Below are 17,668 nucleotides of genomic sequence, written 5' to 3'. Positions count from 1 at the left end.
CCTTAATGGCCAGAATGGGCGTCGTCAGGGGTTTCAGCGTGGCGCATGCGCTCCAGCGCACCGGTAATATTGGCCTCCGAGTCAATCAGGAACAGACCGCTGACGACGACTGACTCCCCCTCTTCCAGCCCGCTACCAATGCCGGACTGCTGCTGAGATTCATGCAGAACGTGGATCCTTTTCGGTACAAAATTCCCGTTAGCGTCAACGGTAATAACACGCTGCTCTTTGCCGGTATCGATAACGGCCTGAGACGGAATCAGCAGCATTTCCTGACTTTGGGTATTCAGCTTCAGGTAGGCATTCATGCCCGGTTTCAGCAGCTCATCCTTGTTGGAGACCTGCAGGCGCACCTGCAGCGTACGGGTGGTTTGATCCACGCTCGGCAGAAGACTCCACTTTTCAACCGGGAAGGATTTATCCGGCCAGGCCGGTACCGAAACAGCAAACTGCGAGGTATCTTTCAGCAGATACGCAATCGATTCTGGGACCGCCGCGCCGATCCAGACCGGATCCATCCCCTGAATTTGCGCCACGACCTTATCTTTCGAAATATTCATCCCGGTGCGCAGGTCAAATGCCGTGATCACCCCGTCGATGGGCGCCCTGATGGTAAACCGGGTCTGGATAGTGCGGGTCGCACGCAGCCGCTGAATATCCTCATCCGGCATACCCGCCAGCCTAAGCCGTTCCAGAACCCCTTTAATCTGCGTGGGCGTTCCACCGGTGCCGGAGAGCAGCAGGAACTCGCTCTGCGCTTCGACCCAGTCCGGAATGGTAATATCAATCAGCGGCGTGCCTTTCTTCACCTTATCGCCGATCGTCAGCGGGTAGACTTTCTCAACGAACCCATCCGCACGCGCCTGCACAATGACAAACTGATAGTCGTTATAGCTGACGTTGGCCGGGATCGTCTGGGCATAATTCAGCGTTCCGCGCGTCACTTTTTGCGTTTTTAATCCTAAATTCTGGACCTGCGTCGGATCGATACGGATACCGCCACCGCTTTTATCGTCATTTTCGTCCGCATATTTCGGGACCAGATCCATATCCATAAACGGTGATTTACCGGGCTTGTCGAATTTCACGTCAGGCTTCATCGGGTCATACCAGAAAAGGACCTTTCTTTCCGCAACGCTATTTGCTGTTTTTTCAGATGAATAGAGTGTCTGCCATGCCGTCACGGATATCAGCCCTCCGGCAATAAGGCTGCTGACTATCATGGCAGCGTATTTTATTTTTAATGAGGCCATGCCGTTTCTCGCTATTTAATGCTCTTTAGTAAAGAGATATTGCCCTGCTGAACAAATGAAAAATCAACGTGACTGCCGACCTTTAAGGCGTTGATGCTCTCATCGGCCTCAATAAAGGTGAAACGCATGGTCATCGCGGGCCAGCCAATCGCCGGGATGGCCTCATGAGAAATCGTGACTTTTTTATTTGTGAGATCAATGTCTTTCACGATACCGGTCCCCGTAATAACCTGCTCAGCGGCCCCTTCACGGGCGGCGCTCATCGCCTCGTGCTGATGAACCTCAGCCTGAAGGCCGGCAGAAAACGTCACGGCGATCGCACCGAATACCACGGCTGTAAGTGAATTACGCATTTTAGTTTCCTCTTTAAGTACAGTTATTCGACCCAACCGCCGCCCAGGGCGGTGAAGAGCGTTATTTCATTAACCTGTCGGGCATAAATAAGGTCGAGAAGGGTCTGGCGGGTGGAGAAAAGAGAACGTTCCGCGTCCAGCACGTTGATATAACTGACCGCACCGCTGGCATATAATCCTCTGGCACGCTGGAGCGTAATCTGGAGCGAATCAAGATAACGACGCTGAGCGTCAATTTGCTGGTTAATGCTGTCCCGCAGCGCGAGCGCATCGGCGACCTGTTTGAAGGCGGCCTGTATTTTTTGTTCGTAATTCACGACCGACTGCTGCTGACGAATTTCAGCCAGCTTCAGGTTAGACTTATTCCTGCCCGCATTAAAAATGGGAATATCGATTTTAGGGATAAAATTCCACATCCCGCTGCCCGCGGTGAACAGGCTGGATAATTCCGTGCTGCCTGTGGAAAGCCCGCTGGTCAGGGAAATCGACGGGAAAAAGGCGGCACGCGCGGCGCCGATATTCGCATCGGCCGCGTTAAGCTGATACTCCGCCTCCATAATATCCGGGCGCTGCAGCAGTATCTCTGAGGAAAGATGAGGCGGGAGTTTTACCGGCGCAATATCGCTGGCGTTCATTCCACTGTCGCCCGGCAGCGCACGGTACGTCCCGAGAAGCAACTGCAGGGCATGATTGGCCTGCGCCAGCTCCCCCTCACGTTTGGCAATCTCTGCCTGCGTGCTTTCGATCTGTCCCCGGGCCTGCTCCAGCGCGAGTACGTTCGTACTGCCCGTCACCAGCTGTTGCTCAACGAATGCATAAGACTGCCGGTAATTTTCCAGCGTTTCCCGCGCGATACGCAGCTGTTTATACGCCAGCTGCTGGTTGAAATAGCTCTGGGAAACGTTAGAGACGAGCAGGATATGTACCGCGCGACGGGCCTCTTCCTGGGCATAATAGTTTTGTCGATCAGCCTCACTCATGTTCTTCAGCCTGCCGAAAAAGTCGAGTTCGTAACTGAGCGCAAGACCCGCGTCGTACTGCTGCGAAGTCGGTTTGTCACTTTTCAGTCCCCCGCTGTACGTGATACCCGCGGATTCGTTCAGCTGCGGATAACGCCCCGCCTCCGTCACGTTGAACTGCGCCCGCGCCTCTTCAACCTTCAGGACGGCCATTTTTATATCGCGATTATTGTTCAGGGCTTCCGTAATCAACCCGGCTACCTGCGGATCGACAAAAAAGGTGCGCCAGCCGGTGTCCTGATACCCCGCCACCGCGGGCGTCAGGCCGTTGCGTGAAAGCGAAAACTGCTGGGGGACCGGTGACGCCGGGCGCTGATAGTCGGGAGCCAGCGAGACGCAGCCTGCCAGGATGAATACCGTACTGATGCTAAGTCGTTTTATCAGGAACATAACGGTTCAAATGAAGTCCAGAGTATTTTTAGGGCTACTCTACTGAACGCTTCCTGTTTGACGGGTGACGGCATAATGACAATGTTGTCATTTTTAACGTAAGTCATTGTGAACGGTAGCGGGCGCCATAGAATGTCATCAGCAGCCAGTCAGGGGAGCAAGATGAAAATACTGATCGTTGAAGACGAAATGAAAACCGGTGAGTACCTCAGCAAGGGACTCACTGAAGCGGGGTTTGTCGTGGACCACGCTGATAATGGCCTGAACGGCTACCATCTCGCCATGACCGCTGAATACGATCTGCTGATTCTGGATATTATGCTGCCCGATGTGAATGGCTGGGATATTGTCCGCATGCTCCGCTCTGCCGGCAAAGGTATGCCCATACTGCTTCTGACGGCTCTCGGTACGATTGAACACCGGGTAAAAGGGCTTGAGCTGGGTGCAGATGATTATCTGATCAAGCCATTCGCCTTTGCCGAGCTGCTTGCCCGGGTAAGGACGCTGTTAAGACGCGGAAATACGGTGATCGCAGAAAGCCAGCTTCAGGTAGCAGACCTGACGGTTGACCTCGTGTCGAGAAAAGTCAGCCGGGCCGGTAGTCGGATTATGCTCACCAGCAAGGAGTTCAGCCTGCTGGAGTTTTTCATGCGCCATCAGGGGGAAGTGTTACCCCGCTCCTTGATTGCCTCCCAGGTATGGGACATGAACTTTGACAGCGACACGAACGCGATTGACGTGGCGGTAAAGCGGCTGCGCGCAAAGATCGATAATGACTTTGAACCGAAGCTGATCCAGACGGTGCGCGGCGTGGGCTATATGCTGGAGGTACCGGATGCGCGTTAAGCCCCTCCGACGCCCGTTCTCTCTTGCGCTGCGGCTGACCTTTTTTATCAGCCTCTCCACCATACTGGCCTTCTTCGCCTTTACCTGGTTCATGCTGCACTCCGTTGAGAAGCACTTTGCCGAGCAGGATATCAGCGACCTTCAGCAGATCAGCACCGCAATGCACCGCATTCTGCACTCACCGGCAGATCCCGACCAAAAGAAAATCAGTAAGATCAAAGAGTCGATCGCCAGTTACCGCAACGTGGTCGTCCTGCTTCTGGATCCGCAGGGCAATACCCTGTTCAGCTCGACGCAAGGGGCGGCATTGCGCCCGGCAATGAAGACGGCGGACTTTAGCGAACACCGTCGTGCACAGGATGTGTTTCTCTGGACGGTAGAAGACCCGGCCCCCCCCATGCATGCCGGGTCCGCCATGAAAATGGAAACGTACCGGATTATCGCCTCCTCAGGAACGGCGACGCTGCAGGGCAAAACCCAGGACTACGTCATGCTGATCGGGCTCTCCATTAATTTTCATCTCCACTATCTTGAGGCGCTGAAAAAAAACCTTCTGGCGATTGCCGCGGTTATCAGCCTGCTGATTATTCTTGTCATCCGCATCGCGGTGCGTCAGGGACATTTGCCCCTGCGTAACGTCAGCAACGCCATTAAAAACATCACCTCCGAAAACCTGGATGCACGACTGGAGCCGTCCCGCGTCCCCGTTGAGCTGGAACAGCTGGTCATCTCCTTCAACCAGATGATCGAAAAGATTGAAGATGTCTTTACCCGTCAGGCTAACTTTTCCGCCGATATCGCGCACGAAATCAGAACCCCTATCACCAACCTGGTGACGCAAACCGAAATCGCGCTGAGTCAGAACCGTTCTCCGAAGGAGCTGGAGGATGTGTTGTACTCCAGCCTTGAAGAGTACAACCGGATGACCCGCATGGTCAGCGACATGCTGTTCCTTGCACAGGCCGATAATAATCAGCTCATCCCGGATCGGGTGATGTTTGATTTGAGCGCCGAGGTCATGAAGGTGTTTGATTTCTTCGAAGCCTGGGCGGAAGAACGCCACATCGCGCTGACATTCAATGGGATGCCCTGCCTGATAGAAGGCGATCCGCAGATGTTCAGAAGAGCCATCAATAATCTGTTATCTAACGCCCTGCGCTATACGCCAGCGGGCAAAACGGTGACGGTCTCACTGCGAAAACAGGATAACGACGTTGAGCTGGTGACAGAAAACCCCGGTACGCCGATCCCGCCGGCGCATTTGCCGAAGCTGTTTGACCGTTTTTATCGCGTCGATCCGTCCAGGCAGCGTAAAGGCGAAGGCAGCGGCATTGGGCTTGCCATCGTGAAGTCCATCGTCACGGCACACCACGGAAAAGTCCGCGTGGAATCGGATGCGGTGTCGACGCGCTTCATCCTCACCGTGCCGGGGAAAGTGCTCTGAGCGTCAGCAAACCGCGCGGCACACTTCAAGGACCTTTTCCCTGAGCCAGCGATGCGCCGGGTCCCGTTCCATGCGCGGATGCCACATCTGGGATACCGTAATAGTGCGGGTCTTAAAGGGCAGTTCAAAAACGTGCACGCGCTCGGTCATCGCCTGATTGAGCAGGTATAACGCTGGCACCATGGCAATCAGATCGGACGCCAGCGCCACGGATAACGCCGTCGGAAAGCCGGGCACCACGCTGGCGACCTTGCGCTTCATCCCGCGCTCCGCCAGCGCCTCATCGACAAACCCGTGCAGCGATCCGTCCGGCGAGGCCACCACATGCCCCCAGGCGACATAGTCACTCAGGCTGACCTCCGGCTGCTCTGACAGCGGATGCCCCTTGCGCACCGTGCCAACAAACCGATCCTGGAAAAGCCTTTGCAGCCGTATTTCAGGCCCCATGTTGCCCTGCACGCCGATCTCCAGATCGACAAGTCCCTCACGCAAGTAGCGCGACGTTTTTTCCGGTTTCGGTGAGAAGCGGATGCACACCCCGGGCGCAACGCTCGCCACCGCAGCAATAAGCAGAGGCCCAAACGCCACCACAAAACCGTCATTGGCCCGGATGGTGAACAGCCGTTCGAGGTTTTCCACCTTCAGCGCGTCGGTGGAGGGCTGCAGCACCGCCCTCGCCTCGTGCACGGCGCTTCTGGCGCGGTCCCGGGTGGCTTCGGCCCAGGGCGTCAGCACCATGTGACGACCGGCCCGCACCAGGATCGGATCGCCGGTCACCTCCCGCAGCCGGCTCAGGGTGCGGCTCATGGCGGAGGTGCTCAGGTTCAAACGTCGCGCCGCGCCCGCCACGCTGGCTTCTGCCAGCAAAACGTCGAGCGCAACCAGAAGGTTAAAATCAGGATCGGACACGATGGCTCCTCAGATATGGCGTTACGTGCAATGATTAAGTGCAAATGCTGCGTCTTCCGCCCTGTATACCGCATGATTATAGTTTCGTCATCACGATTCTTATTCGGAGTAACGACGATGACGCTCTTTTCAAACCAGCCCGGCGATGAAGGTTTACCCGGACATGAACGCGCCAGGGTGATGGCCGCCGTTATGACCACCACGCTGATGGGTGTTTTTGACGGTACCATGATCAACATCGCGCTCCCCTCCATGGCAAGCGCGATGCAGGTCCCCGCGAACGTTGCGGTCTGGTTCGCCAACGGTTATCTGCTGTCAGCGGCGATGACGTTGGCCATCTTCGCGGCGCTGGCGGCCCGCGTGGGCTATCGCCCAATCTTTCTGGCCGGGCTTGCCACCTTTACGCTCACTTCGCTGGGCTGCGCGCTGGCAACAACGCCGGAAATGTTAACCGGGATGCGAATTCTGCAGGGCATCGGCGGCGCGGCGACCCTGAGCATCGCCCCGGCGATCCTGCGGTCCGTTTTTCCGGGCCGACTGCTGGGCCGTATTCTGGGGCTGCACGCCCTGCTTATCGCCTCCAGCACGGCGATAGCCCCGGTGCTCGGCGGAACAATACTGGACGCTCTGAGCTGGCAATGGCTGTTCGCCATTAACCTTATTCCGGGCAGCATCGCCCTGCTGCTGGCATGGCGGGCCTTGCCGCGGGAATCGGCCGTTGACCGCACTCCCTTTGACGCGCCGGGCGCCGTGCTCTCCGCCGTCCTGTTAGGTTCGGCGATCATGATGGCCGACAGCCTTCAGCACGTGACGGAGCACATTAACCGGCAGGCCGTCTGCTGGGGCGTTCTCGCGCTGGTCAGCGCCTTCGCCTTTACCTGGCGTATCCGGCGCGCGCAACATCCGTTACTGCCGCCGGTGATGTTCAAAAACGGGCGCTTCACCCTCGCCGCGCTGACCTCGCTGGCCTCGTTTGTGAGCCAGGGGATCACGTTTGTCGCGCTGCCGTTCCTGTTTCAGAGCGTGTATGGCTACAGCCCGGTGGTGTCGGCGCTGCTGTTTACCCCGTGGCCGATTGGCATCGTGCTGATCGCGCCGCACGCGGGTCGCTGGGCGGATACGATCTCCGCGCCGCTGATCTCGACCCTCGGGCTTATCGTCTTTGTCGGTGGGTTGCTCCTGCTGGCCACGTTGCCGGAAAATCCTTCCGTGTGGAATATCTGTCTGCGCAGTCTGGTATGCGGTATTGGATTTGGCTGCTTCCAGAGCCCCAATAACCGGGAAATGCTCGCTAACGTAGCGCGGGAATATGCCAGCTATGCTTCCGGCGTGTTGTCGATTGTGAGGACATTCGGCCAGTGTCTCGGCGCCGCCGTGGTGGGGGTTCTGCTGGGGGCAGCGGCAGGATGGGACCATCAACATGCTATCCAGGTTGCACTGTGGCTAGCCGTCATCGCCTCGACGGGTTCGGTGGTATTTAGCCTGAGCAGGCTGCGCCCTGCGCGGTCTACAGGCAAGCGTTGCACAATGTAGGCCGGGTAAGCGCAGCGCCACCCGGCAAGAAAGACGGCGCGTTTGTTTACTCCAGCGCCAGCAGCGCAAAGCTCGCCAGCCAGTGCCCGCCGCTATAGTGGCTGCCGACCACATGCCCGACGCTTGCGGCCAGATGTTTCGTCACCGCCTCGCGCAATGCCGGTTGCGCCGGGTGGCTGGCAGGAAGCGCTTTCGCAATGTGCTTCATACACCACGCACGGCTAAGGTTTAACCCGTCCAGATGGGCAATTTTCGGGTCGGTACGATCGCTCACTTCCGCCGGGTTCATCAGTGCCGTAACGGCGCCCACCTCCGGCAGAAACGCGTCAAACCAGGCCGGGAAGTCTTCAGACACCTTGCTCATCAGCAGCGCCTCCGTCAGCGCGCCGGAAATATACTCGTCTCCGCCGGGCTCATAATGAGCCGGATAGCGCGTGTCGGCGAGATAAAACCGCTCCGCCGCTGCCACAATCGCCTGTTCAAGCGCCTTGTCTCCGACTGCGCGACCGTAATCGAGCGCCAGCGCGAGGGCAAACGCGGTGTTGTAGTGCGTCCCGACGCGGATCGGATAGGTGAGCTTACCGAGGTAATCCACCAGCCGGTTGCGAATATCCTGGGTGAGCGGCGCCAGCGTCTGGTACCAGCCTGCGGCCTGCGGCAGCGACGACTGCTTCAGCTCCTGAGCCAGCGCCAGCAGCCAGCCGTAGCCATACGGTCGCTCAAACGAGGCGCGGAACGGCGCGGTAAAATAGGCCAACTCCTTCGCCACGTTCTCTTCGGTCATGTGCTCGTCAAAAAGCGCGACGATCGCGTCCCGGCACGGTAATTCTGGATAGAGGCGCACGCAGCGCAGCAGCAGCCAGTAACCGTGCACCGCCGAATGCCAGTCAAAACAGCCGTAGAAAATGGGATGCAGCTCGCGCGGCGGCAGAACGTCACCATCATCATTCAGCAGGTGCATAATGTGGTTCGGGTATTCCTGGCGCAAATAGGTCAAAGGCATGCGGGCAAACGCGTCGGCCTGATGTTGCGTTAATTCCATGACAGCTCCTTAGCGAAACACGAGGAAATACATTAAGAACACGTTCACCACCAGCAGGGTTAACGCGGTCGGGATCTGGATCTTGATCACCTGATATTTGTCTTTCAGCTCCAGCAGCGCGGCGGGAACGATATTGAAGTTCGCGGCCATCGGCGTCATCAGCGTGCCGCAGTAGCCTGCATACATGCCAATCGCCAGCAGCGGCGCAGGGTTGCCGTGATGCACGTTGATCAGAAACGGCAAGGCGATACCGGCACTTAACACCGGGAAGGCCGCAAAGGCATTACCCATAATCATGGTAAACAGCGCCATACCCACGCAGTAAATCACCACCAGCATAAAGCGGCTGTCCGGGTTCACAAACAGGCTCACCACCTTCTGTACCGAGTCGCCCGTGTTGGCCACCACGAACACGCCGCCGAGCATGGCCAGCATCTGCGGCAGGATCACAGCCCAGCCGATGGTATCGACAAGACGACGGGACTGACGAACGGCATGCAGCGGTGTGCCTTTGGTCAGCCACCAGCCGGTGAGGATTGCCGCGACGCAAGCCACGCACAGCGCCGCCAGGGTGAGCTGCTTCTGATCGAGCAGAAACACGCCGCCGACCGAAACGCCCTTCAGGAATAACGTGCCCAGCACCGTCACCACTGGGATCATCAGTGCCGGCAGGAACAGCCAGTTTTTAAGCCGGTTTGACGACGCGACGCGCTCCTCCTCGGTGGACATTTTATAGTGCCCTTTCCCGACGAGGCCAAACCCCGCCAGCAGCGCGATGGCGATAACGCCGCCGCCGATAATCCGGTACGCCAGCGATTTGCCGAGTTCCTGAACCATCAGATCGCCAAACAGGAAGATCCCGCCAAACAAGAACCAGAACAGCGCGGTGGTAAAGCGCTTCGGATTGGCGCGATCGCGCAGGGTCATCACAACCAGCAGCATCACGACAAAGCCAATCAGGTAGTACACGCGGTTGATGGTGATAAGCGTCATCATTGCGCGGCCTCCTGCGTACCCTGCTCTGCACGCCAGGCCATCACGTCGCGACGGATACTTGCATCGAGGCGCAGCAGGCGCGTCATATGAATAATCAATGCCGCAATGGCGGTTGGAATGGCCCAGAGGCCGATATGCAGCGGTTCAATGCCCTGAATACCATTCTCTTTCAGGAACGCGTCGATCAGCAGCACTGCCCCAAAGGCAATAAAGATATCTTCCCCAAAGAAAACCGCGATGTTGTCGCACGCGGCGGCATGGGCTTTGATTTTGTCGCGAATGTGCTGCGGCAGCTCGCCATATTCGTTCAGCGCCGCCCCTTCGGCCATCGGCGCCAGCAGCGGGCGCACCGTCTGCGCGTGACCGCCCAGCGACATCAGGCCCAGCGCGGCGGTGCCTTCCCGCGCGACAAAATAGAGCATCAGAATACGCGCGGAGGTGGCGCTGGCGATCTTCGCCACCCAGGCCTGGGCGCGCTCTTTTAGCCCGTAATATTCCAGCAGACCAATCACCGGCAGGATCAGGATGAAGGTGGCCAGCGATCGGCTATTGACGAACTTCTCGCCAAAGGTTTCCAGCAGCATGCCGAAATCCATGCCGACCAGCAGACCCGTCGCCAGCCCCGCTACCACGACCACCAGCAGCGGGTTGAAGCGCAGTGCAAAACCAATAACCACGATCGGTATCCCGATCAGCGGCAACAGCGTAGTACCGTCCATAACGTTTACCCTATCGAAAGTGAGCGTTGCGCGCCGACGGCTATTTTTTTAATTTGCGGCGAGCGATGTTGTGTTTTGTTGGCAGGCTTCGCAAAACCTGCGCTAAAAAGCTATATCTGAACCTCAAAAACATGTAAACAAATTATCAATAAAATGTTCTTATTTTATCGATGAGTTTACATTTCTGGCTAAGGAACGTTATGACCTCAGAAAAGAGTGCTTCACCCGATCGCGACGATATCAACGATGGCCGGATCGTCTCTTCCCGTCACCTGGTATCCGAGCGCTGCGCGGAGTTATCAGAGCTGGAATATGCGCTGATCATGACCAGCAACGCGTTCAACAAATGGATGGTGCGCTGCATGACGGCTGCCGGCGAGCCCGATATGGGCGCCTTTGACGTTTCGCTGCTGCATCACGTGAACCACCGCGACCGCAAGAAAAAGCTGGCCGATATCTGCTTCGTCCTCAACGTGGAAGATACCCACGTGGTGACCTATGCCCTGAAAAAGCTGGTCAAAGCAGGCTACGTGACGAGCGAGAAAGCGGGTAAAGAGCTTTTTTTCTCCACCACGGAGGAAGGGAAAGCGCTGTGCATGAAATACCGGGACGTGCGGGAAGCGTGTCTGATTGCGATCCACGCGGAGAGCGGCATTGCCGGGAAGTCGATTGGCGAGACCGCGCAGCTGTTACGCACGATCTCCTCCCTGTATGACACCGCCGCCCGGGCGGCGGCGTCACTGTAACTAAGGACGGCGGAACAGCGTAATGCTGCGCCCGGCCAGTTCGTACTCAACGGTTTCGGTGATCGCTGTCCCGGTGGCAGCGTCATCCGCCGTAGACAGCTCCAGCACCCATCCCCCTTCGCCAAATTGCGGGATCTGGAACGGCACGGTGCCTTCAAACGGGTTGAACAGCATCAGCACGTCGTGCCAGATACCGTCCTCCTGCCGCAGATCCGGCCTGCTGATGGAGACCCCAAGCGTCGAGCCTTCATCCCACTGCTCGGCCTGCTGTGGACCGCCTCCGGCATTGAACCAGCGGATCTCCAGCCCGTCGCGCCAGCTTTCACGGCGCAGCAGCGGCTGTTGCGCGCGAAGGGCAATGAGACGACGGGTAAACTCACGCAGCGCAGCATCATTTTCTGACAGCCCCTTCCAGTCGATCCACGAGATCTCACTGTCCTGGCAGTACCCATTGTTATTCCCCTTCTGCGTACGGCCAAACTCGTCCCCCGCCAGCAGCATCGGCGTGCCGTGGGAGAGCAGCAGCGTGGTCAGGAAGTTACGTTTCTGCCGTTCGCGGGTAGCAATAATATCCGGGTTCTCGGTTGGCCCTTCCTCGCCGTAGTTGTACGAGCGGTTATCGTTATGCCCGTCGTTATTGTCCTCACCGTTGTCGGCGTTGTGCTTCTCGTTGTACGACACCAGGTCATTCAGCGTAAAGCCGTCATGGGCGGTGATGAAATTGACGCTGGCCCACGGACGGCGTCCGCGCAAATCGTACAGATCGCCGGAGCCGAGAAGCCGCGCGGCAAAGTCCGTGGAGACGTTGTCCCCCTTCCAGTACTCGCGAACGGTGTCGCGGTATTTGTCGTTCCACTCTCCCCAGCCTGGCGGGAATCCGCCCACCTGATAGCCGCCGGGACCGATATCCCAGGGTTCACCAATCAGCTTCAGTCGGGATAAGACCGGATCCTGAGTCATGGCGTCAAAAAAACCGCCGCGCGGGTCAAACCCTTCGGGCTCGCGGCCCAGGATCGTCCCGAGGTCGAAACGAAAACCGTCAATGTGCATCGATTCCGCCCAGTAGCGCAGGGAATCCATCACCATCTGCAGCACGCGCGGATGCGAGGTGTTGACCGTATTTCCCGTCCCGGTGTCGTTGATGTAGTACCGGTGCTGGTCCGGGAGCGTGCGGTAATAGCTGTAGTTATCAATCCCCTTAAACGAGAGCGTCGGGCCAAGCTCGTTCCCTTCCGCCGTGTGGTTGTACACCACGTCCAGAATCACCTCGATGCCCGCGTCATGATAGGCGCGCACCATGTCGCGAAAACCCTGGATCCCCGCCGGACCGTAGTAGCGCGACGCCGGAGCAAAAAAGCCCAGCGTGTTATAGCCCCAGAAGTTCTTCAGGCCGCGGTCGAGCAGATGCTGGTCATCCGGGAACCAGTGAACCGGCAGCAGCTCCACCGAGGTAATGCCCAGGCTTTTGATATAGTCGACCGAGGCTTTATGTCCCATGCCTTCAAACGTGCCGCGCAGCTCGGGCGGTATGGCCGGGTTCATCTGGGTAAAGCCTTTCACGTGGCTCTCATAGACAACGGTATGCGGCCAGGGCACGTTCGGCCGGTTGTTGTCCTGCCAGTCAAAGGCATTCGGGTCGATGACCCTGCCTTTCGGCGTAAACGGCGCGCTGTCCCGCGTGTCAAAGCTCAAATCCAGCTCGTCATGCCCCAGCTCATAGCCGAAATGGGCATCGTTCCAGTCGATGTCACCCACCAGTTCGCGGGCGTAGGGATCGATAAGCAGCTTATGCGGGTTGAAGCGATGACCGTTTTCCGGGTCGTAGGGGCCGTAGACGCGATAGCCATACAGCGCCCCCGGCTTCAGGTCAGGCACATAGCCGTGCCAGACCTCATGGGTATACTCGGGCAGCTCCAGCCGGGCGATTTCCGTTTTCCCGGACGGGTCAAACAGACAGAGTTCCACCCGTTCAGCGTGAGCGGAGAACAGCGCGAAGTTAACGCCCTTCCCGTCATAATTCGCGCCCAGTTGTTGGCCATGACCGGCCCGAATTTCAAACGTTGTATCCTTTGCCATTTTCGTTCTCCACGATTATTCGCAGGTAAGCAGAACCAGTACACATCCCTTTTCTGGCGTTAACGCCAGCGTTTCTTGCAGCATGCGGCTTTCGCCGCTGAACAGATCCCGATAGCGCTTCCCGGCCAGTTCGTCGGGTAACGCGACCGTGGTATTGACCCACAGCTGATGATTATCGGTGACGTCAAAAACCAGACGCGGCACGGCGACAATCAGCGCCTCGTCGTCCTTAACACGCGCATAGACAATCAGGTTCTCCTCGCGATCGCCGCTGACCTTAAGCGGCAGCCAGTCGCCGTAGCGGAAAAGCGCGTCGTAGTGCGGTCGAAGCCGCAGCAGCGTGGCGGTAACAAACTGCTTCACCCTGCCGTCCCGCCAGCATGCCGGGTTGTCAAACACCCCGGCATCCGCCGCGCTGAGGCTCTGCACCAGGGCCGGAAAGTCCGGCTCGCGTCGGTTATCCGGGTCGACAAGGCTGAAGTTAAGCGCCTCGCTGCCCTGATAAATATCCGGCACGCCGGGCGCCGTCAGCTTGATCACCGTCTGGCTGAGGCTGTTCATCAGCCCGGCGCGGATAAAGGGCTGCATCGCCTCGCTGAAATCGTGCAGGAACAGGCTATTGTCCGGTGAAAGCAGGTGCCGCGCGTAGCTCAACACCACGCTCTCATAGCTCTCGTTACTGTCAATCCAGTCGGTGCGCTGTTTCGCCTCGCGCAGCGCTTTTTCGAGGAAGCCGAGAAAACGTGCTTCCAGTGATGCCAGCCCGTCAGCGTCGTCCGGTGTCAGCGTGGCAGGCCAGACGCCCGCCAGCGCCTGGTAGATCATCCACGTATCGGCGGCGTTCGGCGCGGTACCGTCATTGAGAAAACGCACCTGGGTCTGGTTCATCTGCCGCCAGCGGGCCAGATTTTCCCCCCAGCGTTCCGGGGCTTCCGTCAGGGTGTAAAGGCGCGCCCGGGCATCTTCCCCGCGCTTGGTATCGTGCGTAGAGGTGCCCAGCAGCGCGTCGGGCTGACGGGCCAGACGAATGCGCATCTCCTGGTGGAAGCGGGATAAGGAAAACGCGCGCGGGGTCGGGTCGGCACCGACTTCATTGAGCGCAAGCTCGAGGTTGTGGCGAAAGAAAAGCGTGTCTTCAACGGACTTCGCCATCAGCGGCCCTGTGAGCTGCTGGAAGCGGGTCCTGAACAGCGCGGCGCTTTCGCGGCAATCTTCCGGCAGGTCGCCGGTAAGAATGCGCACGATCAGGCTGAGCGCCGCTTCCGACGTCTCCACGCTGGCAACCACGCGGTTGAGCAGCGCCACGTCCGGCGGGGTTAACCCCTCGCGAGTGCCATAGGTGCGGTAGACCGGAAACGCAATAAGCAGTTCGCGCAGCGCGTGGCGGATTTCCTCGCGCGGCAGCGCAACCTCATTGCGGCGTGCCAGATCCTCAGCAAGGTTTAGCAGCGTGGTGAATTCACCCTCAAAATTACGATCGGCCATCAGGCCTTTGGCATCGCGCAGTTCCGCGTGGCGATCGACCGTGATGCCCAGCGTCTCGTCATGGATTTTCTCCAGACGCCCCAGGCTATCGTCGTCGACCAGCACTTCCGCCAGCGAGGCGATAAACTCGTAGCCGGTGGTACCGGATACCGGCCAGTCAGCGGGGAGCTGTTCCCCTTTGGCGAGAATCTTTTCGACTGTAATGTAGCAGTCGGGCCCGGTGGCCTGCCGCAGGCGCTGCAGATAGCCCAGCGGATCCGCCAGGCCGTCGACATGGTCAATGCGCAGACCATCCACCACGCCCGCGTGGACCAGCTCAAGGATCAGCCGGTGCGTGTCGTCGAAGACCGCATCATCTTCAACCCGAACGCCGACCAGTCCGGTGATCTCAAAGAAGCGCCGCCACGAGAGCTGCTTTGGTGCCTCCCGCCAGGACATCAGCCGCCAGCTTTGCGCGTTGTGCAGCTCGGCAATGCTCTTCTCCTCGCTGTACGTGCCGGGGTTGAGCGGATACTCGGCGTCATAGTAAACCAACGCGGCCTTTTTCGTGACAGGGTCACGTTTTAGCGTGATAGCTCCCTTCTCCAGCTCCGCCTCAAAGGTGTCCCCAAGAAACGGCAGCGTTAGCGGTCGCGACCCGTCGATATCGAAGTAGCGGAAATAGCGGCTCTGCTGGCCATATTCAATCACATCCCGCCACCATGCGTTTTCCAGCGAGGTGGACATGTGATTGGGGACAATGTCCAGAATCAACCCCATACCGGCCTGTTTGAGCGCGGCGGCCATACGGTCAAACCCGTCTCGCCCGCCGATGGCAGGGTCGATTTCATTCGGGTTGGTCACGTCATAGCCGTGGGTAGACCCCGTCGTGGCAGTGAATACGGGCGACGCGTAAAGGTGGCTGATGCCGAGGTCCTTCATATACGGCACCAGCGCTACAACGCGGTCGAAGGTCATGCCGTTACGGAACTGAATTCGGTACGTGGCGGAAGGGATCATAACGATGCTTCTCCATCAGCAAAGCGAACGACAATACCGTTCGGGGGTAAAACGTCAGTGACCTCCGGCGAGGCAAAACGCGTCTCCCCCGCCAGAGCGGGCAGCGCGACGGGCTTAATGCCGATATTAAGCGCCAGTGAGAGCGTCCCCGACGGAAAGCGCCAGCATACCGCCACCATGCCGGGCGCGGTCTTGAGCACATGGCCCTCAACGGCGCCGCCCGGATGCAGAAGCGGAACGATATAGCGATGGCGCAGCGTCAGCAGATGGCGCGTATAGCGCAGCCACGTCTTGCCCTCGTCGGTGGCGACTTTATGCCAGTCGAGCTTTGAGCGAATAAACGTGTTCACGTCGTTCGGGTCCGGGACGGTTTCATCGTGCCCGGCATGGCCAGTAAACTCTTTCGCGCGCCCTTCCCGCACCGCCTTTGCCAGTTCGCCGTGAAAGTCGGTGAAGAACAGGAACGGATGCGTTTCCCCAAACTCCTCGCCCATAAACAGCAGCGGGATATGGGGAGAGAGCAGCAACGCGGCAAGCAGCACCCGCGTCTTGTCGGCACCCGCGAGGGAGATAAGCCGCTCGCCCTGGGCGCGATTGCCGGTCTGATCGTGGTTTTGAATAAAATCGACGAAGAACTGCGGCGGCTGCGTGCGGCACTCCACCCCGCGAGATTCTCCGGTTTGCAGAGACACCTCGCCCTGGTAAACAAACCCTTCCGCCAGCGCCCGGGCAAACTTTTTCTCCGGCTCAAAGGCAAAATCCTGGTAGTAGGCGTGCGTCTCACCGGTGGCAAATACGTGGGCGGCGTTGTGGAAGTCATCGTTCCACTCGCCGGTAAACAACGGCGCGTTGCCCTGTTCATCGCGCGGATGCAGGAAAATCACGTTGCGGCTGTCTTCCGTGGTCAGGTGAACGTGACGGTGCGGAATGGCCTCGCGAATTTTTGCGGCAATCTCCTCGAGAATATGCGTGTCCGAGCCGTCTTTAATCTGGTCGATGGCATCAAACCGCAGACCGTCCAGCCGGTATTCCGTCAGCCAGAAGAGCGGCGCGTCGGTCATGTACTGTCTCACCGGCTCGCGCTCGTAGGCGATGCCGTTGCCCCACGGCGTCATCCGCTGTGCATCGAAAAACGCGGACGACAGCAAAGGCAGATAGTTCCCCTCCGGGCCGAAGTGGTTGAGCACGATATCCAGTACCACGGAAAGCCCCAGCCCGTGCGCGGCGTCGATAAACGCGTGGAAATCCTCCGGCGTACCGTAGGCAGAGTGAGGGGCATACAGCAGCACGCCGTCGTACCCCCAGCCGCGGGAACCGCCAAACTGAGAGACGGGCATCACTTCAAGCTGAGTAATCCCGAGTTCTGCCAGATACGGCAGCTTGTCGATGGCCGCCCGGAAGGTGCCCTCCGGGGTAAAGGTGCCGATGTGCAGTTCGTAAATGATTGTCTCTTCCCACGGCCGCCCTGCCCAGTCGCGGTTGACCGGCTGGTAACGTCGGGGATCGATCACCACCGAGGGTCCGTTAACGTCGCCCTTTTGCGCCCGCGAGGCGGGATCGGGCACCGCCATGCCGTCCTGAAGAACAAACTGATATTCTGCACCGTGCGTGACGCCAGGGACGTCTGCCTGGAACCAGCCGCCGCCTGTTGCCGTCATCGGCACATCGGTGGCGGCAAGACGTAGCGTAAGTTCTTTCTGTCCTTCTGCCCAGACGCGAAAACGTACAACGTCATCGGAAATAAACTCAGCACCCCACTGCTTTTGAAATGTCCTGAATTCCATTCATTGTCCTCGAATGACCCACATTTTACGCGGAACGAAGTACAAGCTTAGTTCAGGATTAAAAGTGCGTGAGC

At 58.5% G+C, this 17,668-nt stretch carries 14 protein-coding genes; 4 read left to right on the top strand and 10 right to left on the bottom strand.

Annotated features, from left to right (window positions below; all coding sequences use genetic code 11):
- Positions 1 to 2 precede the first annotated feature (2 nt).
- The 3 genes from BFG58_RS03100 to BFG58_RS03090 are packed head-to-tail and all read right to left on the bottom strand — an operon-like array spanning position 3 to position 3,015.
- Entirely contained in the window at positions 3 to 1,253 is a 1,251-nt protein-coding gene (locus BFG58_RS03100; protein ID WP_069719217.1) for an efflux RND transporter periplasmic adaptor subunit, read from the bottom strand.
- A gap of 11 nt (positions 1,254 to 1,264) precedes the next feature.
- Positions 1,265 to 1,606, bottom strand: coding sequence for a cation efflux system protein CusF (gene cusF, locus BFG58_RS03095; protein ID WP_069719216.1), 342 nt, complete (start codon positions 1,604 to 1,606; stop codon positions 1,265 to 1,267).
- A gap of 23 nt (positions 1,607 to 1,629) precedes the next feature.
- On the bottom strand, positions 1,630 to 3,015 hold the full coding sequence (locus tag BFG58_RS03090) for an efflux transporter outer membrane subunit (protein ID WP_069719215.1): 1,386 nt from the start codon (positions 3,013 to 3,015) through the stop codon (positions 1,630 to 1,632).
- A 162-nt stretch (positions 3,016 to 3,177) separates the two neighbouring features.
- Here BFG58_RS03090 and BFG58_RS03080 point away from each other — a divergent pair, with 162 nt between their 5' ends.
- A complete protein-coding gene (locus BFG58_RS03080; protein ID WP_069719214.1) occupies positions 3,178 to 3,861 on the top strand; it encodes a copper/silver response regulator transcription factor in 684 nt (227 codons plus the stop codon).
- Positions 3,851 to 5,305 (top strand): Cu(+)/Ag(+) sensor histidine kinase, encoded by a 1,455-nt coding sequence (locus BFG58_RS03075; protein ID WP_069719213.1) that lies wholly within the window; start codon positions 3,851 to 3,853, stop codon positions 5,303 to 5,305. Before BFG58_RS03080 ends, BFG58_RS03075 begins: the two co-directional genes overlap by 11 nt.
- A gap of 3 nt (positions 5,306 to 5,308) precedes the next feature.
- Here the strand turns inward: BFG58_RS03075 and BFG58_RS03070 are convergent, their stop codons facing one another.
- Positions 5,309 to 6,214, bottom strand: coding sequence for a LysR family transcriptional regulator (locus tag BFG58_RS03070; RefSeq protein WP_048223255.1), 906 nt, complete (start codon positions 6,212 to 6,214; stop codon positions 5,309 to 5,311).
- A 117-nt stretch (positions 6,215 to 6,331) separates the two neighbouring features.
- Between BFG58_RS03070 and BFG58_RS03065 the strand changes: the two genes are divergently transcribed.
- Positions 6,332 to 7,747: an MFS transporter gene (locus BFG58_RS03065; protein WP_069719212.1), complete on the top strand. Its 1,416-nt coding sequence runs from the start codon at positions 6,332 to 6,334 to the stop codon at positions 7,745 to 7,747.
- 46 nt (positions 7,748 to 7,793) lie between these two features.
- On the opposite strand, the gene BFG58_RS03060 is transcribed toward BFG58_RS03065, so the two are convergent.
- The 3 genes from BFG58_RS03060 to BFG58_RS03050 are packed head-to-tail and all read right to left on the bottom strand — an operon-like array spanning position 7,794 to position 10,504.
- Positions 7,794 to 8,789 carry a DUF2891 domain-containing protein gene (locus tag BFG58_RS03060; protein ID WP_069719211.1) on the bottom strand — a complete coding sequence of 332 codons (996 nt, stop codon included), beginning with the start codon at positions 8,787 to 8,789 and terminating at the stop codon, positions 7,794 to 7,796.
- 9 nt (positions 8,790 to 8,798) lie between these two features.
- Positions 8,799 to 9,785 carry a DUF979 domain-containing protein gene (locus BFG58_RS03055; RefSeq protein ID WP_024908532.1) on the bottom strand — a complete coding sequence of 329 codons (987 nt, stop codon included), beginning with the start codon at positions 9,783 to 9,785 and terminating at the stop codon, positions 8,799 to 8,801.
- Positions 9,782 to 10,504: a DUF969 domain-containing protein gene (locus tag BFG58_RS03050; protein ID WP_008501655.1), complete on the bottom strand. Its 723-nt coding sequence runs from the start codon at positions 10,502 to 10,504 to the stop codon at positions 9,782 to 9,784. Before BFG58_RS03050 ends, BFG58_RS03055 begins: the two co-directional genes overlap by 4 nt.
- 200 nt (positions 10,505 to 10,704) lie before the next feature.
- On the opposite strand from BFG58_RS03050, the gene BFG58_RS03045 reads away from it, so the two are divergent.
- Positions 10,705 to 11,250, top strand: coding sequence for a winged helix DNA-binding protein (locus BFG58_RS03045; protein ID WP_024908533.1), 546 nt, complete (start codon positions 10,705 to 10,707; stop codon positions 11,248 to 11,250).
- On the opposite strand, the gene glgX is transcribed toward BFG58_RS03045, so the two are convergent.
- From glgX to treZ, 3 genes are read right to left on the bottom strand one after another with little or no spacing between them, the layout of a single operon-like run.
- A complete protein-coding gene (gene glgX, locus BFG58_RS03040) occupies positions 11,251 to 13,326 on the bottom strand; it encodes a glycogen debranching protein GlgX (RefSeq protein WP_069719210.1) in 2,076 nt (691 codons plus the stop codon).
- 15 nt (positions 13,327 to 13,341) lie between these two features.
- Positions 13,342 to 15,810: a malto-oligosyltrehalose synthase gene (gene treY / locus BFG58_RS03035; RefSeq protein WP_069719209.1), complete on the bottom strand. Its 2,469-nt coding sequence runs from the start codon at positions 15,808 to 15,810 to the stop codon at positions 13,342 to 13,344.
- Positions 15,807 to 17,594 (bottom strand): malto-oligosyltrehalose trehalohydrolase, encoded by a 1,788-nt coding sequence (treZ, locus tag BFG58_RS03030; protein WP_069719208.1) that lies wholly within the window; start codon positions 17,592 to 17,594, stop codon positions 15,807 to 15,809. The genes treY and treZ overlap by 4 nt, the downstream gene beginning before the upstream one ends.
- Positions 17,595 to 17,668: the final 74 nt, after the last annotated feature.

The sequence above is a fragment of the Enterobacter sp. ku-bf2 genome, assembly GCF_001742765.1.
Lineage (GTDB): Bacteria > Pseudomonadota > Gammaproteobacteria > Enterobacterales > Enterobacteriaceae > Enterobacter > Enterobacter quasiroggenkampii.
This window is presented reverse-complemented; position numbering and strand designations above follow the sequence as displayed.